This window comes from Cribrihabitans neustonicus, from assembly GCF_048820895.1.
GTDB classification, from domain to species: domain Bacteria; phylum Pseudomonadota; class Alphaproteobacteria; order Rhodobacterales; family Rhodobacteraceae; genus Cribrihabitans_A; species Cribrihabitans_A neustonicus.
In genome coordinates, this window is the sequence record NZ_JBMERQ010000007.1 from 40,116 (window position 1) to 61,894 (window position 21,779).

Below are 21,779 nucleotides of genomic sequence, written 5' to 3' on the forward strand. Positions count from 1 at the left end.
GGGTCCTTACCGAAGCGCGCCGGAGGCTTTAAGCTCGGCGAGGCGGGCGGAGTCGATCCACCAGATGTCGAGCATGCCGGTGTCATAGGGCGGCAGGTTCTCGGGATAACGGTACATGTCCCAATAGGCCATCCAGTTCACGTCCAGATACCAGGTGGGCACCTGGAAGCGCTTGGCACGCAGCACCCGGTCAAGTGCGCGGGCGTTGGCGTGCAGTTCCTCTTCTGTTTCCGCCTCGACGATATTGCCGATCAGCGCATCCACCGCCGGATCGGCCAGGCCCGCAGGGTTGAAAACCGAATATTCATGCGCTTCCGAGCCGAAGTACTGGTAGAGGCCGGTCGACGGCTCCAGCGCCATCGGGAAGGCGGCGGAGATCATGTCGAAATCCTTCTCCCGGCGGCGGCTGGTGTATTGCGCGTAGTCGACCCTGCTCACGGCGGCATCAACCCCCATGGTGCGCAGGTTGGCGGCATAGGGCTGAACGATGCGTTCGATGGTCGGGCTGTCGACGAGGAATTCGACTTTCAGCACCTTTCCGTCCGCATTCCGGCGCAGTCCGTCACCGCCGACACTCCAGCCTGCTTCGTCCAGCAGTTTCATCGCCCGGCGCAGGTTCTTGCGGTCACCGGGGCGGGAGGCCTGCGAGGAGTGCGCCATCACCGGCTCCGAGGTCAGGATCGACGGGTCGATCTGATCGCCCAGTTCCTGCAGCACCTCCAGTTCACGGCCTTCCGGCAGGCCCTTGGCCTCCAGCGCGCTGTCCTGCCAGAATGAATGGCGCTGGCGGAACAGCCCGTACTGCAGGCTTTCGTTGGTCCATTCGAAATTAAAGGCCAGCTGCATCGCCTCGCGCACGCGGATGTCCTGGAACTTGGGTTTCAGCAGGTTCATCACGAAGCCGTTTGCCGCGGGCACATTGCCGTCCGGGATCTCGTCCTTCACCACATGGCCCGCGGCGACTGCATCGAAATCATAGGCCGTGGCCCAGCTTTTCGAGTTATTCTCGGGGCGCATGGTGTAGACGCCCGCCTTGAAGCCTTCCATCGCGGCGACGTCGTCCCCGAAATACTCGATCCGGATCCGGTCGTAATTGTGGCGGCCCACGTTCACATTCAGATCCGCGCCCCAGTAGTCCGGGTTGCGGCGGTAGGTGATGCGCTGGTTGATGTCGAGGTCTTCCAGCACGTACGGGCCGGAGCCGATGCCGGGGTCGAGCCGCGGCTCGTCGATGCGGCGGTTTTCCGGGTCCGCTTCGAACCAGGCCTTGGAGAAGATCGAGGTGCCGCCGACCTGGGTGATCATCGCGCGGCGCGGGAAATCGGGCGAGAAGTAGAACTTAACCCGGTGCGGACCCAGCGCCTCGGCCTTGGGGATTCGTTTTCGCACAGCTTCGGCATAGGACTGAAGCCCCTGCTCCAGCAGGATATTATGGGAAAACACAACGTCCTCGGCAGTAATCGGAGTGCCGTCGGAGAACTTTGCCTCGGGGCGCAGATTGAAGATCACCCACTCCTGGCTCTGGGGATATTCCAGGCTTTCCGCGATCAGCCCGTAATAGGCGCCCGGCTCGTCATAAGATTCTACCAGCAGGCTTTCGAAATGCGCGGAGGAGAGCGCCCCGGCGCGGCCCTTGCGGGTATAGGGGTTCATGCTGTCGAAGGTGCCGACCGCGGAGACCGACAGCTCGCCGCCTTTCGGAGCGTCGGGATTGACGTAGTCGAAATGGGCAAATCCTTCCGGGTATTTCAGCTCCCCGAACTCGGCAAAGCCATGCGCCTTGATGATGGCCTCTTCCGCCCGCGCCAGCGTCGCGGCGGCCAGCGCCAGGATCAGGCCGAACATCAGCGCGGCGAAGGTTCGCACGGGGCTGTGTGCCGTCCGGGCGCGCGCGTGCGCCAAGATCCGGGCGGTTCGAGCGGTGTTCATCTGCCAGCACCTCCATTGCCCGCTCCGTTGTCCGGGCGGCATTCTGTTTCCTGCCCCAAGCTAATGGCCGCGCGGCGTCACATTCAAGCCCGGATTGAATCAGCTTCACGTGAAAGCCAGCGGAATGGCGCTGCCTCCGCCAGCCGGGGATCATACACCAGCCAAGACACGAAAAAGCCGCCGCCCGGCACGGGCGGCGGCCGTGGAATTCTCAGCCAGACAGCAGCCGGGCTTAGTCGTCCAGGGTGTCCAGATAGGCGATGAGGTTCACCCGGTCGTCCTGCTTCTTGAGGCCCGAGAAGCTCATCGTGGTGCCGGAGGCATAGGCGGACGGCTTGGCCAGGAAGGCGTCCAGCTCTTCTGCGGTCCAGTTGCCCTCGATCCCTTCCAGCGCGGCGGAGTAGCCGAAGCCGTCAACCGAGGCGATGTCGCGGCCAACCACGCCATAGAGGTAAGGGCCGGTGGCGTTGGCGCCGTCGTCCAGCTTGTGGCAGGCGGAGCATTTCTTGAACACCTTCGCGCCCTTGGCAACATCGGCTTCGGCCATCAGGACCTCGAAATCGACTTCGGGCTCGCCTTCACCGGCGCCGCCGGCGTCGGCCACTTCGATCACGTAGGCAGCCTCCCCGTGGCTATCCACATGATAGAGCGCTTCAGCGCCCCATTTGCCCAGAAGGAGAACCAGGAACGCGCCGCAGACGCCTGCGGTCGCTTTGGTAAGGGTCATCGTGTCAAACATGATCGCGAGTCCATTTAGCTGTCTGCCGGGCTGTCTAAGGCTTCCCCTCACAAGTGGCAAGGTATAGACAACGCGACGAAACGCCCATTTCTTGAAGTTTTGCACGGGAAACACACCCATGACCCGGAAGATCGCCATCCAGGGGGAGCTCGGCTCCTACAGCCACGAGGCCTGCCGCAATGCCCGCCCCGGCATGGAAGTCCTGCCCTGCCGCAACTTCGAGGACGCAATCGAGGCGGTGAAGAGCGGCGCCGCCGAGCAGGCGATGCTGCCGGTGGAAAACTCCACCTATGGCCGTGTGGCGGACATCCACCGGCTGCTTCCGCACAGCGGGCTGCACATTATCGACGAAGCCTTCGTGCGGGTGCATATCAACCTCCTCGGTGTGCCGGGCGCGCGGCTCGAGGACATCCGCGAGGCGAAATCACACCTGGTGCTGCTGCCGCAATGCGGCGGCTTCCTGCGCGAGCACGGCATCACCGGCCGGGTGAGCCCGGACAACGCGCGTGCCGCCAGAGATGTGGCGGAGGCAGGCGACAAGCATGTGGCGGCGCTGGCGAGCGAGCTGGCGGGGGAGATCTACCGGCTGGACGTTCTGGCGCGCCATATCGAGGACAACGGCGACAACACCACCCGGTTCCTGATCATGTCGCGGGAGCCGAACTATACCCGCCGCGGCGCCCACAACATGATCACCAGCTTCGTGTTCCAGGTGCGCAACATCCCGGCCGCGCTCTATAAGGCGATGGGCGGTTTTGCCACCAACGGCATCAACATGACCAAGCTGGAGAGCTACATGGTCGATGGCTCCTTCACTGCCACCCAGTTCTACGCGGATATCGAGGGGCACCCGGAAGATGCCAATGTGAAGCTGGCAATGGACGAGCTGAGCTATTTCACCACAAACGTGGAAATCCTCGGCGTCTATCCGGCCGACAACGGACGGTTCTAGCGGCGCCGGAATCCGGCGCGAATTCAGGCCGGGAAAATAGATTTTCCGGGCCGTTTCCCTCGCAGGGAAAGGGTACAGCGATGACAGAAATACAGGGGATAGGGTGAGAGGCTGGACATCGACCCAAGCGGGACTCGTTGTGGCTGCTTCCTTCCGGACCTGACCAGGTTGGCGAGGCGCTTGCCCGCGCCAACCTCTCGAATCCCCATATAAGGAGGCGGCGCCGGATTGACAATAGCCGGTCCCGGCATGCTTCAGAGCTTCAGCGCCAGCTCCAGGAACCCTTGCCCGGTATAGCCGCGCAGGCCGGCCCGGCCTGGCGGCAGCTCGCCGAGATATTTCTCCGCCCCTGGCCCTGTATAAGCTGCGGCCTCGGTCCCCGGCAGCGCCGCCAGGCGCCAGGGATAGGGCGCGCGCGCCAGCGGCTCGCAAGGCAAATGGCCCCCGATATAGCTTTGGATCGCGTCGCGGATGCGCAGCGGCGGCAGCGGCAGCTGGGCCGCCTCGCGCAATACCGGGAAATTGCCGCCGCCGTTGGTCCGGTAGCTGTTCACCGCCACCGCGAACTGCTGCCCGGGATGCAGCGGGGCGCCGTTCCAGCGCAGTTCGCGGATGCGTCTTGCCTGGGGATTGATACGCTGCCCTCCGGCCGAGAACCGCGGCGGCTGGGAGACGTCGACGCTGTACTCCACGCCGAAAATAACATCGAAATTGTGTCCGGCCCGCTCCGAATCCACCAGCGGCGCGCCGCGGCTGCCGGGTGTGAGCGTGTTGAACAGCCCGGCCGACATCTCCAGCCAGTCAAGCAGCTGCGCGCCGCTGACCAGCACCACCCGCAGCTCGTTCGGAAAGACCTGGAGGTCGGCGATGTTGCGCATCGACAGCCCGCCCGCGGCGATGTCGGTATAGGAGTGCGGGCCGGAGCGGCCACCGAACTTGCCGGGGGCGGCCGCGGAGAGGAGCGGCAGCCCGTCCGCCTCGGTGCCGCGCAGGAGCGGGCGCAGCACCGCCGCCTGGGCGCTGGCGGCCAGCTGCAGGCTGCGGTCGGGGGCGAAGAAGGTGAAATAGGAATGGATCGCCACCGCGCTGGCACCGGCGGGCTGCGCCATCTGCGCCCGGGTGCGGGTATGGTCCGCGGCAAGGGCTTGCACCAGGCCGGGCGCCTCGGGCGCCAGCGGCTCGGCCTGGCCGCCTGCGCCTTGGCGCGCGACGGGACGCAGCTCCGCCTCCGCCCCTTGCAGCTGCCAGCGGCCGTCCGCATACCGCAGGAGCAGGTCGATCAGCCCCAGGTGCGAGCCATGCGCGCCCGGCATCACCACCGGCTTGCCATAGGGCTCATCTCCGGGCCTATCCGGGTCCGGCAATGTCAGGTGGGTATGGCCTGCGACGATGGCGTCGATCGCGGCGATTTCCGTCAGCGGGCCTAGCGCGTTTTCAGAATCATCCTCGCCGCCGGGGCAGCCCGCGCCGGTATGGGCCAGCGCCAGCACCAGATCGCAGCCGTCGCGCTTCAGCCGGTCTGCCCCGGCCTGCGCGGCTGCGACGATGCCCTCGGCCGTGAGCCGGCCCTTCAGCACTTCGGCCGCCCAGGCCAGCGTTTGCGGCGGCAGCACCGAGAGCACACCGATCCGCACAGGCGGCAGACCGGGATGCGCGGGCAGCGCCTTTTCCAGCACCGTGGCCGGCACGAAGGGCAGCCGTTCGGCCGGGTCGGTCGCAGTGAGATTGGAACAGACGGCCGGGCACGGCATTGCTCTAAGCGCGGATGCCAGCGGCTCCAGCCCGGCGTCGAAATCGTGGTTGCCGAGACCGATCACGTCATAGTCCAGAACCGTGAACGCGCGGGCCAAAGGGTGCGCACGGCCGCGCCCCAGCGCGGTATCGCCCAGTGGCGCCCCATTCAGCGCATCGCCGTTGTCAGCAAGGAGACATGCGCCGCCGCGCGCTGCCGCTTCGGCCCGCGCCTCTGCCACCAGGCTTGCCACGCGCGACAGGCCGATGGCGGGATCGGGCCGGTCCGCGTAATAGTCCCAGCTCAGCAGGTGGCAATGCAAATCCGTCGTCGCCAGCACCCGCAGCAGACCGGCCTGTCCTGCCCCAGTGTTGTCCGCCTGTTTCACCATCGTCCGATTGCAGTCAGCACGGTCCGTCCTGTCCACTTCTGCCCGGCGCTTTGCGCGCTCCGTTACCTGCCGGCGCTGTGCCGCGCCTTGCTTTCCGCTCCCATTTGGATCAGCGAATGCGGCAATTGCAAACCCGCCGTCGCGGCCGCGTTAACTTTTTTCCGCGGGCTAAACTGGCAACTGACCCGCAGCGGCTGCATATCAACGAAAATCAGCATAAAAACGTGTGCCGGCCTGTGGCTCTGCGGCGACACGCGGCGGCGCGCTGGCCGCGGCTTCTGGCCTTTGCCGCGGGCTGCAGGCAGGGTTGCCGTTCTGACCCGCGGGCCGCGGCCCGGGCGGAGCGGAGCAACTGGCGGGAGCGGCGATGAAACGCGCGGAACTGGTGACTTTCGGCGGCGGCGGCTTGCAGCGTGACGCGCATCTGCGCGGCGATGCGGCAGCGCTGAAGGCGGCCTGGCAGCACCCTGATGCCGCGGTGCTGCCGCTGTGGCGCGGCCAGCCGCTGATCTGCCCGCCCGCTCCCGGCGGCGGCAGCGCTGCGCTGGCCTGGGTCTCTCCCATCCACCCCTTGGCAGAGGCCGCCCGCGAAGAGGCCCTGTTTCTCGGCCGCACGCCCGGCGGCGCGCCCCGCTTTGCCTGCACGCTGAGCGGCTGGCAGCCGGAAGTGACCGCGGAGAATACCCCCGGCAGCTTCGGCCCGCAGCACCCGGAACTGCCGCAGGGCCAGGTTTTTGCCGACCTGCGCCAGGTGATGGCGCTGCTGCCTGCGCTCGACGCTGAGATCGCGGCCGCCGCCAAGGCGCTTCTGTCCTGGCACCGCAGCCACCGCTTCTGCGCCGCTTGCGGCGCGCCCAGCCAGGTGGCGCAGGCAGGCTGGCAGCGGCTCTGCCCGGTCTGCGAAACCCCGCATTTCCCGCGCACCGATCCGGTGGTGATCATGCTCATCACCCATGGCGATGACGTGTTGGTCGGGCGGTCGCCCGGCTGGCCCGAAGGCGTCTATTCGCTTCTGGCGGGCTTTGTCGAGCCGGGCGAGACCCTGGAGGCCGCGGTACGGCGGGAGACATACGAGGAATGCGGCGTGGAGGTCGGCGCGGTGCGCTACCTGTCGAGCCAGCCCTGGCCTTTCCCGATGTCGCTGATGTTCGGCTGCGCGGGCGAGGCGCTGGGACAGGCTATCACCCTCGACCGCAATGAAATCGAGGATGCGCGCTGGGTTTCGCGGCAGGAGATGATGCAGGTGCATGCGGGATTCCACCCGGATATGAAGCCCGCCCGGGAAGGTGCAATTGCGCATTTCCTGATCAAGAACTGGCTTGCGGATACGCTGGACTAGCGCGCATAGTCGGACCAAGCGGCAGAACGCAGGCAGATTTCAGTCAGATTTCGGGCGGGCAACCATGAAATTCCACAGCAAAGCAGATATTGATGCGCCGATCGCGAGGGTCTTCGAGGCACTCGCCGATTTCGAGCACCTGGAACGGGCTGCGGTCCGCCGCGGCCTCGAGGTTCACCGCACCGGCGACATCGCCGCTCCCGGTGAGGGGCTGGCGTGGGATCTGCGCTTCGAGTTCCGCGGCAAGCCGCGCGACATCCGCCTGGTGCTGAAGGACTATTCGCCGGTGACCGGTCTGGAGCTGCAGGGCAGTGGCAGCGGTGTCGATGGCATCATGCGGGTTGCACTCGCCGCCCTGTCGCCGCGCAGCACCCGGATGGCGGTGGATTTGGAACTGTCCGCCAGCACCCTGCCCGGCCGGCTGATGCTGCAATCGCTGAAACTCGCGCGGAGCAAGCTGAAAAGCCGGTTCAAGCAGCGCCTCAGGGACTATGCCGCGCTGACCGAAGAGCGTCTGAAACGCACCGCTTAATTCGCGTCCTCCGAGCCGCCGCAGAGGAGGCTTGCGGGTGCGGTGGCGCCGCTTCAGCCGCCGGACAAGCCGGACAATCAGAGCGGCGCAACCAGCTCCGGCCAAAGCACCGCGTTGCGGCGGGCAAAGGCGCCAAGGTGGCCGACGGCCCTCAGCTTGTAATCGGAGGGCTTCAGCACCCGGCGGCGCTGCGGTACTCCGCCGAACACCTCGCCAAGGCGCCAGGCGCTGACCGGCGGGATCACGTCATCATCGCTCAGCGCAATCACGTCCACTGGCACGCCCGAACGCTCCCACCTGGGGCGCGGCAGGCTGTCCCCGGTTTCCGGCAGGTAGCTTCCCGGCGTGGTGCACCAGCGCCGCCACTGCCAGTAGACCCCGGCCGGCAGGTCGGCCCCGAACCCCACCGCGCGCCCGGGGAGGAACCCGGCCAGCCGCACCGCCACGGGCACATGCCCGAACCAGAAGGCCAGCGCCAGCGCGCGGTAGGGCCAGGGATGATCGTGGTGATGCACCAAGCCGCCCGCAACCACGATCATGCGGGCGACGTCCTCGAGGTCCTCCTGCAGGGGCATCAGCATCGCCCCCAGAGAATGACCGATCACCCACAGCGGCACGCCCGCATAGTGCCGCCGCATCTCGGCCCGGGCGGCGGGCTGATCCGCCAGCGCCCATTCGGCCATTGTCGCCTTGGACCGGCGCGGGTGGCCCTGCGCCGAGCCGGCAAAATCCCGGTAGTCATAGGTGAGGCAGGCCAGCTGCTGTTCCGCCGCCAGCCAGCGCGCGAAATGCCGGTAGAAACTCTGCGGCACGCCGGTGGCGCCGTTGAGCACCACCGCGGCCCGCGCAGACCCTTCGGGGCGGAACAGCCGCCCCGCCAGTTCCGCATTGCCCGAGGCAAACCGCACGGGCTCTTCCCGGATGGCGGCGCTCTTGGCTGATGTCCCGTCCAGCATGGCAAATCCCTCCCTAGACCAACTGGTCTATTTCCACCACTGGACCATTCGGTCTAGACCTGTCAAGCTTGCACCATGCGTGACGCAACGACACCCTTCCCCGCAAATGCCCCCGAACCCGTCCATTCTGCCAAGGATCCGGCAGGCGGTGCCCCCCAGCGCCCGACGCGCGAGCGGCTGATTCTCGCCGCCGCAGTCCTGTTCCGCGACAAGGGGTTCAGCGGCGTGGGTCTTTCCGAGGTGCTGGCCGCAGCGGAGGCGCCCAAGGGTTCGCTCTACCACCATTTCCCGAACGGCAAATCCGACCTGGCGGTGGCAGCTGCCACCTGGGCCTCGGACCAGATCATGCGGGTGATCGCGGAGTCCTTCGGACCAGCTGCCAGCTTCCACGAGGGCGCGGTGACGGTGTGCCACAAACTGGCCAAGCTGTTCGATACCTCCGGCAAATGGGCGGGCTGCCCGGTCTCGGCCACGCTGTTCGCAGGACCTGAGAACGCGGAGCTGCACCAGCACGCAGCGGAACTGTTCGAGAGCTGGATCGCCGAGACCGCCGCCCACGCCCGCCGCCTCGGGATCGCGGAGGCGGATGCGCGCGCGGTGGCAGAGAATTTCTACATCCTGCTGCAGGGCGGCTGGCAGCTCGCGCGGGTGCGCCGGTCATCAGACGTGATCCGCGCCCTGCCTGCGCAGCTGGCGCTGCCGCAAACAGCATTGATGCCCTCGCAGGTGCAGATAACGGATTGACGCGGCCGCCGCCGAACCGCTACCGCTTGGGGTGACGGTTTCCTTCGGCACAGAATCTGCTGCCGCGGGATGAAAAGGGAACACGGTGCGGCCCGGCTTTGCAGCCTGGCCAATGCCGCGACTGCCCCCGCAACTGTAAGCGGCGAGCAACCCCGAAGATCACCACTGGCCCGCGGCCCAGCCGCGCCGGGAAGGATCGGGGGCGCCTTGACCCGCAAGTCAGGAGACCTGCCGTCACACGTGAAACTCGAAACCGGCGGGGTGTCCGGGGCGGGTCCGGATGGCGGCGCCGCACACGGGCGCAGAACATTTGGAACCGGTTCCGGAAGCCGCCCCGCCAAGCGCGGAGGGCGCTGATGATCTGGACGGACAAAACACATTTCTACGCCGCAACAACATGCCGGCACCTGGGCAGGCCCTGTCCGGCAGCGGAGCAGATGGCGGCCAAGCTGGCCGAGGCGATGACAAGGGCCAAGCCGCTGACGCAGGCGGACTTTTCCATATCTGGCGGCAGCGAACTGGAGGGCTGCGCCAAGGGCTGCCTGGCGCGGTTCGAAGCCAGCCATGAGAGCATCCGGGTGTTCTGCGGCGCGGGGGAGGACGCGGATCCCGCAGAGCTCGGCCGCTACGCCAATGCGATGTTCCGGCAGGATGGCCGCGGCTTCAGCGCGGCGCAGGGCGGCAGCGCCCGCCCCTGCGCGCTGATCGAGGCGCTGCCCAAGACGGCAGAGGCACGGGACGCCGAGCGGATGATGGCATTCTGAGCGGAATGCCTGGGCATAAGGCCCGCGGCCCGGCTCCGTTCTAGCCGGGGTCCTGCTCTCCGGCCCAATACGGCGCGCAGGCCCAATCCATCTGGTCCTGCGTCTCCACCGCGCAAGGGCGCACCGCGCGCAGGCGGGCAAGAGCCTTTGCGGGCGGCTCGCCGCACTCCACCATCAGCCGCAGGACCGCCATGCCTGAGCGGCCGCAGCCGCCGCGGCAATGCACCAGCACCCGGCCGCCGCCCCGCAGCGCGTGGCGCGCAGAGGCGCTGGCGGCAGGCCATTTCACTGCAATTGCGGGCGGCGGCGCCTGGAAGTCGGGCACCGGCAGATGCACCCAGCGGCAGGCGAGGCTCTGGATATCGGCGCCAAGCAGCTTGGCGCCGACGCTGGCGTGCTCGGCCTCGGTGGTGAGCGAGATCACCAGCCCGGGCTGCCAGGCACCGATATCGGCCAGGTCGCCGTGGTAGTCGCCGCTGGCGCCGGGCAGCGGGCACAGCGCGAGCGTGCCCTGCGCGACGTGCAGCGCGTGGATCGCGAGCCCGGCGGCAGCCTCGGCCGCGGGCTGCGGTTCCGCTGCCCGGCGTTCCGTCTCCTGCTGCCCCGGCTCAGACCTGCCGGGAATCTCCCTGGCCATGACGCACCCCCGCTGCTGCCCGCCCCCCCGCAAACGAGGGGCCGCCGCAATCAGCCTAGCCGCGAAAGCGCTGCCCGCCCAAGCCTTTTGGCGCAGGCCCGGCCCGCGCCGCCCGTGGGCGCCCCCTTCCGCGGTGGACGAAGCCGCCGCGCTTCCTTACGTTGCCCGCAACGCGGCCCCGCCGCCTCTTCCGAATCCGGCACGAGACATCATGAGCGACACCCCCAGCACCGTCCCCGGCAGCCCCGGCGGCCCCGGCGGCCCCGGCGGCCCCGGCCAATCCCCCTATCAGGTCCTGGCCCGCAAGTACCGGCCCGAGACCTTTGCCGACCTGGTCGGCCAGGACGCAATGGTGCGCACGCTGAAGAACGCCTTTGCCGCCGACCGCATCGCCCAGGCCTTCATCATGACCGGCATCCGCGGCACCGGGAAGACCACCACGGCGCGGATCATCGCCAAGGGCATGAACTGCATCGGCGCGGACGGCCAGGGCGGCCCCACCACCGAACCTTGCGGCAAGTGCGAGCACTGCGTGGCGATCATGGAGGGCCGCCATGTCGACGTGATGGAGATGGACGCGGCCTCGCGCACGGGCGTGAACGACATCCGCGAGATCATCGATTCGGTGCAGTACCGCGCGGCCTCGGCGCGCTACAAGATCTACATCATCGACGAGGTGCACATGCTCAGCACCTCCGCGTTCAACGCGCTCTTGAAGACGCTTGAAGAACCCCCCGCGCATGTGAAGTTCATCTTCGCCACCACCGAGATCCGCAAGGTGCCGGTCACCGTGCTGTCGCGCTGCCAGCGCTTCGACCTGCGCCGGATCGAGCCGGAGGTGATGATCTCTCTGCTGCGCCGGATTGCCACTGCCGAGGGCGCGGAGATCGCCGATGACGCACTGGCGCTGATCACCCGCGCCGCCGAAGGCTCTGCCCGCGATGCGACCTCGCTGCTCGATCAGGCGATTTCGCACGGTGCCGGAGAGACCACGGCGGACCAGGTGCGCGCCATGCTGGGGCTCGCTGACCGCGGCCGGGTGCTCGACCTGATGGACATGATCCTGAAGGGCGATGCGGCGGGAGCGCTCACCGAGCTTTCCGGCCAGTATGCCGAGGGCGCCGACCCGCTTGCAGTGCTGCGCGACCTGGCCGAGATCACCCATTGGGTTTCGGTGGTGAAGATCACGCCGGAAGCCGCCGAGGACCCCACCGTCAGTCCCGACGAGCGCGCACGCGGCCAGGCGATGGCCCAGAACCTGCCGATGCGCGTGCTGACCCGGATGTGGCAGATGCTGCTGAAGGCGCTGGAGGAGGTGGCGGCGGCGCCAAATGCCATGATGGCCGCCGAGATGGCGGTGATCCGGCTTACCCATGTGGCCGACCTGCCCTCCCCCGAGGAATTGATCCGCAAGCTGCAGGACACGCCTGCGCCGCCCCCGAATGGCGGGCCCGGCGGCACTGGCGGCAGCCCCATTCAGAGCATGGGCGGGCCTGCGGCGGGCGGGGGAGGCGGTGCCTCGGCTTACGCCTCGGCCCCGCCGCAGGGCGCACCTTATGGGGCCGGATCGGGCCAGACCACGGCCTCCGCAGGCGGTGCGGGACAGGCGGCGGCGCTAGCGCCCCGCACCAGCCCGGCCCTGGCGCGCTACCCCTCGTTCGAGCATGTGGTCGAACTGATCCGCACGAACCGCGACGTGAAGCTGCTGGTGGAGGTGGAAACCGGAGTGCGGCTGGTCGCCTACCAGCCCGGCCGGATCGAGTTCACCCCCGCTGCGCAGGCGCCGCGCGACCTCGCCGCGCGTCTGGGCACCGCGCTGCAGAACTGGACCGGCAGCCGCTGGGTGGTGACCATCGCCCCCGATGGCGACGCGCCGACCATCGCCGAGGTGCGCGACGCCGAGGAAAACGCCCTGCGCCAGAAAGCCACCGCGCATCCGCTGGTGCAGGCGGTGCTGGAGACCTTTCCCAACGCCAGGATTAAGCAGATCCGCACCGCCGAGGAGATCGCCGCCGGCGCCGCCGCCGAAGCGCTGCCCGAAGTCGAAGACGAGTGGGACCCGTTCGAGGACGGCTGAGCGCCTTTGAGCGCCGGGCCTGAGCCTGCGGAAAACCCACCCTGCCCCGGTCTCGCCCCTTGTCTGAGGCCGGTGGCGCCCGTATCTACGCTGCAAACCGGAATCCTAGGAGAAGACAGATGTTCAAAGGCCTCGGCGGTCTTGGCGACATGGCCAAGATGATGAAATCGGCGCAGGAGCTGCAGACCAAGATGGCGGAAATGCAGGAAGAGCTGCACAACGTTCTGGTCACCGGCGAAGCGGGCACCGGGCTGGTGAAGGCCACCGCCTCGGCCAAGGGCGAATTGAAGGCGCTGGACATCGACCCGTCGATCTTCAACGGCGACGACAAGGAAGTGGTCGAGGACCTGATCCTCGCCGCGATCAAGGACGCCCAGGCCAAGGCGGCGGAAAAAGCACAGGAAGAGATGACCAAACTGACCGAAAGCATGGGCCTGCCAAAGGACATCAAGCTGCCGTTCTGAAGCCCGCTCACGGCAGGTGCAACGGATGAGGCGGCCGCGGGCCGCCTTTTCTCTGTCCGCCGTTCGGCGCGCCCGCCCGCGGCAAACAAACCCCGGACATTTTACCGCCCCGGCCTTGCGCTCCCCCGCCCCGGCCCTCCTATATGAAACGGCAAGGAAAGGTCTTGAGCGATGAACGACAACCCCACCGGCGAAATCGAGACGCTGATAGCCCTGATGGCGAAACTGCCGGGGCTGGGGCCGCGCTCGGCGCGCCGGGCGGTTCTGCACCTGATCCGCAAGCGCGCGCTCCTGCTGACGCCGCTGGCTGACGTGATGGGAGAAGTCGCCGCCAGCGCCCGCGAGTGCCTGAACTGCGGCAACGTGGGCACCGATGACATCTGCCCGATCTGCCAGGACGAAGCGCGCGCCAATGGCGAATTGTGCGTGGTGGAGGATGTCGCCGACCTCTGGGCGATGGAGCGCGCAGGCGTGTTCAAGGGCCGCTACCACGTGCTCGGCGGCACGCTGTCGGCGCTGGATGCAATCGGGCCAGAAGAGCTGCGCATTCCGCGGCTGGTGGACCGGGTCGGCGCCGAGGCGGTGCGCGAGGTGATTCTTGCGCTCAATGCTACCATCGAGGGCCAGACCACGGCGCATTACATCGCCGACCAGCTGCAGGGCCAGGTCCGGCTCACCTCCCTGGCTCAAGGAGTGCCGATCGGCGGCGAGCTGGACTATCTCGACGACGGCACAATCTCGGCCGCGCTGAGGGCGCGCAAGGAAATCTGACGGCACGGGAGGAAGTAAAATTCCGGCGGAACTTTGGCCGGGAAAGCGTGCTTTTTCCAAGGTCCCCGCAAACCCCAGCGGGCCGTCCCGCCCGGTCAGCGCAGCACCGCGCGGTAGAGCTGTTCCTTACAGAAGGGTTTGGCCAGCACCTCGACTCCTGAGAGATCCGGATAGCCGGCCGCGGCTGCACTGACGGCGAAGCCGCTCATCATAACGCAAGGCAGGCCTGGCTGCAGCGCCCGCAGCGCGGCGAGGGTTTCCCAGCCGCAGCGGCCCGGCAGGTTCATGTCGATCACCGCCCCGCTGAGCGGGGCGCCGCGGCGCAGCACCTCCAGCGCCGCCGCATGGCCATCCGCCAGCTCCACCGCGCAGCCCTTGAGCCGCAGCAGCCCCGCCACGGCACGGCAGACGGTATCCTCGTCATCAACCACAAGGATGCGCCGCTGCCCGGGGCCGGCCGGAGGGTGCGCGGCCCTGGCGGCGGCCGCGCCGCGGGCGGCGGGTTCAGCCAGAGGGAAATAAAGCCGGAAGCAGCTGCCCTTTCCCACAGCGCTTTCCACCGCTGCGGCGCCGCCATGGCGGCGCAGGGTGCCAAGCGCAGCCGCCAGGCCCAGCCCATGCCGGCCGGGCTGCGTGGAAAAGAAGGGATCGAAGATCCGCGCCCGGATCTCGGCCGACATGCCGGTCCCGCTGTCGCGCACCTCCAGCGCGGCGCAGGGGCCTTGCGGCAGATGACTGCCGTTCAGCATGGCGGCGCGGTCGAATGCGCTGGGAGCCGCGCGGGCGGTGGACAGCCTGATAGAGCCAGTGGCACGCCCTTCCGCGTCCGCGGGAAGGGCTTCCAAGGCGTTCTGCAAAAGGTACAGCACCAGCCGGCGCAGCGCGGCCGCGTCGCCCCGCAGGGGCAGAGGCGCCACGCTCAGGTCCGATTGCAGCAGCCCCGCTGCCGCCTTGCCCATCATTCCGGCAGCAGCCTGCGCTTCGGTGCTGAGATCGCAAAGCGCCTGAGCCCCGGCGGTACCGGCATAATCCCGAAGCGGGCCCAAAAACGCCGCCGAAGCGCGCACTTCCTGTTCCAGCCGCCGCACGTGCGCCGCGGCGGGGTGGCAGCCGGCCGCTTCCCCGAAGTGCCCCAACGCCAGCTCGGTCTGGCTCTGCATGGCCGCAAGGAGATTGTCGAACGCGTGCGAAATCCCGCCCGCCAGCCGGACGAGGCTTGCGCTCCTTTCCGACTGCTCGCGCGCCTGCCGCCGCTGGTGCCGCAGCCTTCGGGCGCTGAGGCGGCGCAACTCGCGCTGGATCTGGGCGGCGAAAGCCGCTTCCAGCCCGGCCGCCATAGGCGGCAACGGCGCCTCACTCATCAGCAGGAAACAGCCCTCCGGGGCGCCGCGCCGATCACGCAATGTATGGCTGCGGCGAGAGGCCAACGCCAACACGTCCCCGCTCTCCGCAGTGCTGGAGGCAGCGAGCAGCTCCGGCAGCGGCGCCCGCAAGGCGCCTGGCGGGCGGGTTGCCAGCTCCCGAGGCAGCGCGCCGCCTTCAACCGCGGGCTGCGGCGCCCCATCAAGGCAGCAGGCGAGAACCTGCAAATGCCCGGCCCCTCCCGGCACCGCACCCGCGATCAGCACAGCGCGGGCACCGGAGGCGGCTTGCAGCTCCCCCGCCAGCCACCGCAGCGCGGTCTGCGGGCCGCCGCCGGAGCCGCGGGCGAGACTGGCCAGCGCGGCACCTCCGCGCTGTGCGGCCAGCCCGGCTGCCAGTCTCGCCGCGAAAGGCTGCATCGCCGCCAGCGCGCGTGCGGTGAGCACGGGGCCGGTTTCGCGGCGCCAGGCTGCGTGCAGAACCCCGGCCACGCCGCCCGCGGGCAGGATCAGCGGCACGCCCGCGTAGCTCTGGATCCCCTCGGCCCGCAGCATTGCATCCTGCGGGAACCGCTGCTGCACCCCGCCTGGCAGCTCCAGCGCGCACGCGGTCCGCATCACCTCACGGCAAGGGGAAAAACGATTCTCGTAGTCGAGATCTTCCAGCGGCAGCCCATCGAAGCACCCCGCGGCCACCCGCATCCGGCCCGGGCCGCTGCACTCCGCCACCGCCACCAGATCGGCCCCAAGAAGCCGGGCAAGCCGCTCTGCCAAAGCTTGGGGAAACTGCAGATCCGGCATTCCTGCAAGGCTGCCGCGATCCGTTCCGCAGCGGGCATCCGCTGCAGGCGCCAAGACGCATACCATGGTGACACTCCTGCCATCCCCCCGGCTGGACGGGCCCCGGCCGCCAGCTGGCAACTCACAAAAACAGATACGCCATGCCGCGCCGCCAGCGCCTCCGGCTGTGCTTTTTCCGGAGGCGGGCGCCGGTTGCAGCCGCCCGGAACCCGGCAGCCAGAACCAGCCTGCAGCGCCCAGGGCGCAGGCGGATACCTGAAAACCCGGCTCCGCTCCCGCAGGCTAACATAAAAAGCCGCAGGCCCTGAGCACAGGATCTGCGGCTTTTTAAGAGATTTTAAACAGCTTGCTGCCGTCCCGCGCCTGCGCCGGGCCCGTTAAGGCCCAAAAGGAGGGACCGCGCGGAGATGTCAGCGCTGGCTGGTATCCTCGTCCTCGTCGTCCTCATCACTGCCGCCGGAAGGCAGGTTGAAGAAGCTGTCGGCATCGAGCGGCTCTTCTTCCTTCGCTTCCTCTCTGCGCCCGCCGCCGAGGGTAAAGCTTTCCAGACCCTCGATGGCGGAGGGAATCTTGGGCTCGGCTTCCATCTCCAGCGACTGCTCGGTGGAGACCAGCTTGCGGCGCTCGTCGTCGCTCATCACGCCGCCTTCGGCGGCTTTCTTCGCGGCCGCCTTCTGAACTGCGGCGTCAAGCTCGGTCTGTTTGCACAGGCCCAGCGCCACCGGATCGATCGGCTGCATGTTGGCAATGTTCCAATGGGTGCGCTCGCGGATCGACTGGATCGTCGGCTTGGTGGTGCCGACCAGCTTGGCGATCTGGCCGTCGCTGAGCTCGGGGTGGAACTTCACCAGCCAGAGGATCGAGTTCGGCCGGTCCTGGCGCTTGCTGAGCGGGGTGTAGCGCGGGCCGCGGCGCTTTTCCTCGCCGGCGGCGGCCGGGTTGAACTTCAGCTTCAGCTTGTGCAGCGGGTTGGCCTCGGCTTTGTCGATCTCTTCCTGGGTCAGCTGGTTGTTCGCGACCGGGTCGAAGCCCTTCACACCCGCAGCCACCTCGCCGTCGGCGATTCCCTGAATCTCCAGCTCGTGCATGCCCACGAAATCAGCGATCTGCTTGAAGCTGATCGTGGTATTGTCCACCAGCCACACGGCGGTCGCCTTGGCCATCAACGGTTTTGCCATGCGCTCATCTCCTTAAAACACATCTTCCCCGCCGCCTGGATAAGGCTGCCCCGGCTTTCGGGGTCTGGTTTCCGTTGTCGGGGAACTTCCCGCCTATATAGTCGGCTTGGACACATAAGGAAAGAGGCCAATGCGCAAACTGTTTCTGGCGCTGGCGGCAGCACTTGCGGCACTTGCCGGCGCGGCTGCGGCAGAGGGCGAGACGGCCGGGGAGTTCGCTTATTACGTGCTGGCGTTAAGCTGGTCGCCGAACTGGTGCGCGCACGAGGGCGATGCGCGCGGGGCTGAACAATGCGATGCGCGCCACGATTTCGGCTGGACCCTGCACGGGCTCTGGCCGCAGAACGAACGCGGCTGGCCCAGCTACTGCCGCAGCACCGCGCGGCCGCCCAGCCGGGCGATGACGGCGGCGATGGCGGACATCATGGGCAGCGGCGGCCTGGCCTGGCACCAGTGGAAGAAGCACGGCACCTGCTCGGGGCTGGAGGCGGAAGAGTATTTCGCCCTCTCCCGCGAAGCCTACGGGAAAATCCGCCGCCCGGAGGTGTTCCGCCGCCTGGAGCGGCCGGTGACCCTGCCCGCGGCAGTGGTGGAGGAAGCCTTTCTGGAGGCCAACCCCGCGCTCAGCGCCGAAGGGGTTACCATCACCTGCCGCAGTGGCGCCATCCAGGAAGCACGGATCTGCCTCACGAAGGCGCTTGACCCGGTGGCCTGCGGGGCGGATGCGAGCCGGGATTGCAGCTTGAAGGATGCCCGCTTGGCACCGATCCGTTAGGACCGGCAGCGCCGCCTACGAAGCCACCCTCCCTGAAGACTCCCGCCGGAGACTGGCGCCGCAAGGCACTGCCCCCCCTCGAACCGCATTAAATGGCCCATGAAGCACACTTTGCCCGGATTTGTGCTATTATTACGCTACGTGCCGCAACCGGCCTCGCCAGAACGGCACTTCTGTAGTGTTTGTGAGGAGGTATCTGTGCATGGCGAAGACAATTGGTAACCCGCTCAGCTGGCTGCTGCAAAGCGCGGGGATCACCCGGGAGCACCTGGGCCAGACGGTCGACCAGCTGGGCAGCAGCAAGGTCCGCGAAATGCCCGTGGCGCGCAAACTGGACATGGAAGACATCCTGCATGCGCTCGCCGCCGGGCTGGAGGACTTCGCCGCCTGCCGCAGCGACGCGATCTTTTTGGTGCTGTTCTATCCGCTCATCGGCATTGCGCTGGTGGTGATGACCCTGTCGATGAACCTCCTGCCGCTGATTGTGCCCATGATTATGGGGTTTGCGATCCTGGGGCCGGTGGCGGCGGTCGGACTGTACGAGATGTCATCCCGCCGCGAGGCCGGTTTCGAGCCGCGCTGGCTGGATGCGCTGGCGGTCCTGCGCTCGCCCGCCTTCGGCGCCATCCTGGTGCTGGGGTTCTACCTCGCCGCGCTGTTCATTGCTTGGCTGGTGGCGGCTGACATGATCTACAGCCGGACCCTGGGACCGGAGCCGCCGGCTTCGATCATGGGGTTCGTGACTGACGTGATCACCACCCGCGAGGGCTGGATCATGGCGATCACCGGCGGGGCGGTAGGCGCCGTGTTTGCCTTTGCCGCGCTGGCGATGAGCCTGGTCTCCTTCCCGCTGCTCCTGGACCGCCATGTCGGCCTGCCAGTGGCGGTGGCGACCTCTCTGAAGGTCATCCGCAAGAGCCCGCTGGTCTGCCTGACCTGGGGCGTCATTGTGGGCACGGCGCTGGTGGTGGGAGCGATCCCATTCCTGGCCGGGCTGATCATCGTGGTGCCGGTGCTGGGACACGCGACCTGGCACCTTTACCGGCGCGCGGTGCTGTAGCCGCCTGAGGGCGAAGCCCCCGGGAAAAAACCGGTAACGGGCCGGCAGCGCTGCCGGCCCGCTTTCGTTGGGGCTCTCCCCGATGAAGCGAAGGCCGCGTCAGGCGGCCGGTTCGCCTCCCACCTCAAGCACGATCTTGCCAATATGGCCCGAACTCTCCATCCGCGCATGCGCCGCCGCGGCCTCTTCCAGTGGGAAGCTGCTGTCCATCACCGGCGCGACCTGGCCTGCCTCGATCAGCGGCCAGACCTTTTCGCGCAGGTCGTCGGCAATGCGCGCTTTGGCAAGGTCGCTTTGCGGGCGCAGGGTGGAGCCGGTCACGGTCAGGCGGCGGGCCATGATCTGGGCGAAGTTCAGCTCCGCCTTGGGACCGGAGAGGAAGGCGATGTGAACCATGCGCCCCTCATCGGCGAGGGCCCGGATATTGCGCGGGATGTAATCGCCGCCCACCATGTCGAGAATCAGGTTGGCGCCGCCTTCGGCCTTCAGCACCTCGACGAAGTCTTCCTCGCGGTAGTTGATCGCGCGCTCCGCGCCAAGTTTCAGGCAAGCGGCGCATTTCTCACCTGAGCCGGCGGTGGTGAAGACCCGTGCGCCAAAGGCGCTTGCGAGCTGGATCGCGGTGGTACCGATGCCTGACGAGCCGCCATGCACCAGGAAACGTTCCCCGGCTTGAAGACCGCCGCGGGTGAAGACGTTGGACCAAACGGTAAAGAAGGTCTCCGGCAGGCAGGCGGCCTGTTTCAGGCTGAGCCCCTCAGGCACCGGCAGGCAATGCGCCGCAGGGGTGACGGCGTATTCGGCATACCCCCCGCCGGGCAGCAGTGCGCAAACACGGCTGCCCACGGAAAACCCGCTGACGCCCGCGCCCACCGCCACAATCTCCCCCGCTGCCTCCAGCCCCGGCAGATCGCTTGCGCCCTTTGGCGGGTCATAGGCGCCCGCGCGCTGCAGCGCGTCGGGGCGGTTGACGCCGGCATAGGCGATTTTGATCAGCACTTGCCCGTGGCCGGGTTCGGGCCGCGGGCGGCTGGTCACTTGCAGCACCTCGGGCCCGCCGGCCCGGGTGATTTCAACGGCGCGCATCGTCTCGGTCATGGGGTGCTCCTCCTGCTTCCGGACCTGCCTAGCATCCGGCCCTGCAGCCGGAAACAGCAAAGGCGCCGCAGCCGGCCGCCTATGCGGAGCATATCCGCCCGCGGCCAGGCCGCCGCCGCCCGCCGGGCGTCCGGTCGCTGCTATCGCCGCGGGCGCATCGAACCGGGCAAGTCGTCACGGTCCTTGGGCGGCCTGAACTGCCCTGCGAGCCAGTTCGGCCCTGCCAGCAGCGGTTTCAGCAGCGGATTGTTCTGCAAATCCGCCTTGAGCTTCTCGAACTCCATCACGTTGGCGATCCGCCGATCGAGGAAATCCCAGGTCGCCTGGTGCTCCAGGCTGTCGTCGCCCAGCCAGTAGAGCACGGTGGCGGTGTAGACCCCGGCGAGCGAGGCGCGTTTGGTGTACCAGTTGAGATCGTCTGAACTGTCCCCCAGCGCGTCCCAGATCGCATCGCAGGTGCCCCAGATGGCGCGCACCCCGTCGCCGGCATATTGCGGGAGCGAGAACAGCGTAGTGCCGCGGCGCACCGCCTCCTTGTCGTCGACCGCCTCGATCCGGTAGCGTACCGCCGCCGCCACCTTGTCGCGGAAGCGCATGCCGGTGAGGTCCGCTTCGGCCAGCCGCTTGAGCATTTTCGCATCGCCGCGGGCGTGATAGGCCAGCGCCAGATCCACCGCTCCGCGCGGGCAGACAGCGCGGGCCAGCGGCTCGGGCACGCCGGCGTCCTGTGCAGCAGCGCGGAAGGTGGTCTCGGTCCAGCCGTCGAAGGGCACATGCAGCAGGGCCGCGTCCAGCAGCCGGTCCTTCACGTGCTCCTGCTCAACTTCGTGTTCCAGGCTCATGGATACCTCCTGCGGTTGCGGTTCATCCCCTACTAGACAAAATAGGGACGCTTTGCTATACGGCCACCTCCTGCAATTTCCTTGCAACTCAAACTTAGAAAGGTGGTGACAACCACATGCAGGTTAGTGTTCGCGACAACAATGTCGATCAGGCGCTCCGTGCCCTGAAGAAGAAGCTGCAGCGCGAAGGCGTGTTCCGTGAAATGAAGCTCAAGCAACATTTCGAGAAACCGTCCGAGAAGAAAGCGCGCGAGAAAGCTGAAGCGATTCGCCGTGCCCGTAAACTGGCACGCAAGAAAGCCCAGCGCGAAGGTCTGCTCTAAGCTGGCGGAACGCCCGGTGCCCTGGCGGGGCGCCATGGCGGTTTGCCCGCGGATCTTGCTCTCCAGCTTTGGACAGCACTAAGGCCGGTGCTTGCATCAGCCGACATAAGTTCAGACAACCCCCGAGGCCTTGCCCGGGGGTTCGTCGTTTTTGCCCCCAATTGCGAACCGGGAGAGCGGCCTGATAACGGCAGCGGAAAAATCGCAAAAACTTTATCAACACACTTATAAGGTGTATTCACGCATTGAATTCTGGTGTAACGTGAATTCGGCGGGGCGAGTCTGATGCGTTTCCCTAACCATTACCCCGCCCG

General features: G+C 67.5%; 21 protein-coding genes, 1 other RNA gene and 1 riboswitch. Of the genes, 11 read left to right on the forward strand and 11 right to left on the reverse strand.

Annotated features, from left to right (window positions below; all coding sequences use genetic code 11):
• Positions 1-6 precede the first annotated feature (6 nt).
• Together ACOHWE_RS14680 and ACOHWE_RS14685 are read right to left on the reverse strand one after the other, a co-directional pair.
• Entirely contained in the window at positions 7-1,845 is a 1,839-nt protein-coding gene (locus tag ACOHWE_RS14680) for an extracellular solute-binding protein (protein WP_420667441.1), read from the reverse strand.
• Positions 1,846-2,161: 316 nt separating this feature from the next.
• Positions 2,162-2,668: a c-type cytochrome gene (locus ACOHWE_RS14685; protein ID WP_420667442.1), complete on the reverse strand. Its 507-nt coding sequence runs from the start codon at positions 2,666-2,668 to the stop codon at positions 2,162-2,164.
• A 118-nt stretch (positions 2,669-2,786) separates the two neighbouring features.
• On the opposite strand from ACOHWE_RS14685, the gene ACOHWE_RS14690 reads away from it, so the two are divergent.
• Positions 2,787-3,620 (forward strand): prephenate dehydratase, encoded by an 834-nt coding sequence (locus ACOHWE_RS14690; protein WP_420667443.1) that lies wholly within the window; start codon positions 2,787-2,789, stop codon positions 3,618-3,620.
• Positions 3,621-3,721: 101 nt separating this feature from the next.
• On the opposite strand, the gene ffs is transcribed toward ACOHWE_RS14690, so the two are convergent.
• The 3 genes from ffs to ACOHWE_RS14705 form a co-directional block, all read right to left on the reverse strand.
• Positions 3,722-3,820: signal recognition particle sRNA small type (gene ffs, locus ACOHWE_RS14695), an RNA gene on the reverse strand.
• A 54-nt stretch (positions 3,821-3,874) separates the two neighbouring features.
• The gene (locus tag ACOHWE_RS14700; RefSeq protein WP_420667444.1) at positions 3,875-5,743 is read right to left on the reverse strand and encodes a 5'-nucleotidase C-terminal domain-containing protein; all 1,869 of its coding nucleotides are present in this window, start codon (positions 5,741-5,743) and stop codon (positions 3,875-3,877) included.
• A 62-nt stretch (positions 5,744-5,805) separates the two neighbouring features.
• Positions 5,806-5,961 carry a hypothetical protein gene (locus ACOHWE_RS14705; protein ID WP_420667446.1) on the reverse strand — a complete coding sequence of 52 codons (156 nt, stop codon included), beginning with the start codon at positions 5,959-5,961 and terminating at the stop codon, positions 5,806-5,808.
• Positions 5,962-6,110: 149 nt separating this feature from the next.
• Here ACOHWE_RS14705 and nudC point away from each other — a divergent pair, with 149 nt between their 5' ends.
• Positions 6,111-7,082, forward strand: coding sequence for an NAD(+) diphosphatase (gene nudC / locus ACOHWE_RS14710; RefSeq protein ID WP_420667447.1), 972 nt, complete (start codon positions 6,111-6,113; stop codon positions 7,080-7,082).
• A gap of 64 nt (positions 7,083-7,146) precedes the next feature.
• Entirely contained in the window at positions 7,147-7,614 is a 468-nt protein-coding gene (locus ACOHWE_RS14715) for an SRPBCC family protein (protein WP_420667449.1), read from the forward strand.
• A 77-nt stretch (positions 7,615-7,691) separates the two neighbouring features.
• On the opposite strand, the gene ACOHWE_RS14720 is transcribed toward ACOHWE_RS14715, so the two are convergent.
• The gene (locus ACOHWE_RS14720; RefSeq protein ID WP_420667450.1) at positions 7,692-8,570 is read right to left on the reverse strand and encodes an alpha/beta hydrolase family protein; all 879 of its coding nucleotides are present in this window, start codon (positions 8,568-8,570) and stop codon (positions 7,692-7,694) included.
• Positions 8,571-8,645: 75 nt separating this feature from the next.
• Here ACOHWE_RS14720 and ACOHWE_RS14725 point away from each other — a divergent pair, with 75 nt between their 5' ends.
• Both ACOHWE_RS14725 and ACOHWE_RS14730 read left to right on the forward strand, forming a co-directional pair.
• Positions 8,646-9,314: a TetR/AcrR family transcriptional regulator gene (locus ACOHWE_RS14725; protein ID WP_420667452.1), complete on the forward strand. Its 669-nt coding sequence runs from the start codon at positions 8,646-8,648 to the stop codon at positions 9,312-9,314.
• 18 nt (positions 9,315-9,332) lie between these two features.
• Positions 9,333-9,564: riboswitch (cobalamin riboswitch) on the forward strand.
• A 106-nt stretch (positions 9,565-9,670) separates the two neighbouring features.
• Positions 9,671-10,078 (forward strand): hypothetical protein, encoded by a 408-nt coding sequence (locus ACOHWE_RS14730; protein ID WP_420667453.1) that lies wholly within the window; start codon positions 9,671-9,673, stop codon positions 10,076-10,078.
• Between the two features lie 40 nt (positions 10,079-10,118).
• Here ACOHWE_RS14730 and ACOHWE_RS14735 read toward each other — a convergent pair whose 3' ends face one another.
• On the reverse strand, positions 10,119-10,715 hold the full coding sequence (locus tag ACOHWE_RS14735; protein WP_420667455.1) for a protein-tyrosine phosphatase family protein: 597 nt from the start codon (positions 10,713-10,715) through the stop codon (positions 10,119-10,121).
• A gap of 211 nt (positions 10,716-10,926) precedes the next feature.
• Between ACOHWE_RS14735 and ACOHWE_RS14740 the strand changes: the two genes are divergently transcribed.
• The 3 genes from ACOHWE_RS14740 to recR all read left to right on the forward strand — a co-directional run bounded on the left by ACOHWE_RS14740 (position 10,927) and on the right by recR (position 14,027).
• Complete coding sequence (locus ACOHWE_RS14740) at positions 10,927-12,792, forward strand: DNA polymerase III subunit gamma/tau (RefSeq protein ID WP_420667456.1); 1,866 nt, start codon at positions 10,927-10,929, stop codon at positions 12,790-12,792.
• Positions 12,793-12,911: 119 nt separating this feature from the next.
• Positions 12,912-13,256, forward strand: coding sequence for a YbaB/EbfC family nucleoid-associated protein (locus tag ACOHWE_RS14745; RefSeq protein ID WP_420667458.1), 345 nt, complete (start codon positions 12,912-12,914; stop codon positions 13,254-13,256).
• A gap of 171 nt (positions 13,257-13,427) precedes the next feature.
• Positions 13,428-14,027, forward strand: a complete 600-nt coding sequence (recR, locus tag ACOHWE_RS14750) for a recombination mediator RecR (RefSeq protein ID WP_420667459.1) — start codon at positions 13,428-13,430, stop codon at positions 14,025-14,027.
• 95 nt (positions 14,028-14,122) lie between these two features.
• Here recR and ACOHWE_RS14755 read toward each other — a convergent pair whose 3' ends face one another.
• Positions 14,123-16,162: a hybrid sensor histidine kinase/response regulator gene (locus ACOHWE_RS14755; protein WP_420667461.1), complete on the reverse strand. Its 2,040-nt coding sequence runs from the start codon at positions 16,160-16,162 to the stop codon at positions 14,123-14,125.
• Positions 16,163-16,599: 437 nt separating this feature from the next.
• On the reverse strand, positions 16,600-17,367 hold the full coding sequence (locus ACOHWE_RS14760) for a DUF1013 domain-containing protein (RefSeq protein ID WP_420667462.1): 768 nt from the start codon (positions 17,365-17,367) through the stop codon (positions 16,600-16,602).
• 130 nt (positions 17,368-17,497) lie between these two features.
• Between ACOHWE_RS14760 and ACOHWE_RS14765 the strand changes: the two genes are divergently transcribed.
• Together ACOHWE_RS14765 and ACOHWE_RS14770 are read left to right on the forward strand one after the other, a co-directional pair.
• A complete protein-coding gene (locus tag ACOHWE_RS14765) occupies positions 17,498-18,142 on the forward strand; it encodes a ribonuclease T2 family protein (protein WP_420667463.1) in 645 nt (214 codons plus the stop codon).
• Positions 18,143-18,344: 202 nt separating this feature from the next.
• Entirely contained in the window at positions 18,345-19,202 is an 858-nt protein-coding gene (locus ACOHWE_RS14770; protein WP_420667464.1) for a DUF2189 domain-containing protein, read from the forward strand.
• A 99-nt stretch (positions 19,203-19,301) separates the two neighbouring features.
• Here ACOHWE_RS14770 and ACOHWE_RS14775 read toward each other — a convergent pair whose 3' ends face one another.
• Positions 19,302-20,300, reverse strand: a complete 999-nt coding sequence (locus ACOHWE_RS14775) for an NAD(P)H-quinone oxidoreductase (RefSeq protein WP_420667466.1) — start codon at positions 20,298-20,300, stop codon at positions 19,302-19,304.
• Between the two features lie 140 nt (positions 20,301-20,440).
• Entirely contained in the window at positions 20,441-21,142 is a 702-nt protein-coding gene (locus ACOHWE_RS14780) for a COQ9 family protein (RefSeq protein WP_420667467.1), read from the reverse strand.
• Between the two features lie 116 nt (positions 21,143-21,258).
• Here ACOHWE_RS14780 and rpsU point away from each other — a divergent pair, with 116 nt between their 5' ends.
• Positions 21,259-21,465 (forward strand): 30S ribosomal protein S21, encoded by a 207-nt coding sequence (rpsU, locus tag ACOHWE_RS14785; protein ID WP_005614280.1) that lies wholly within the window; start codon positions 21,259-21,261, stop codon positions 21,463-21,465.
• Positions 21,466-21,779 lie beyond the last annotated feature (314 nt).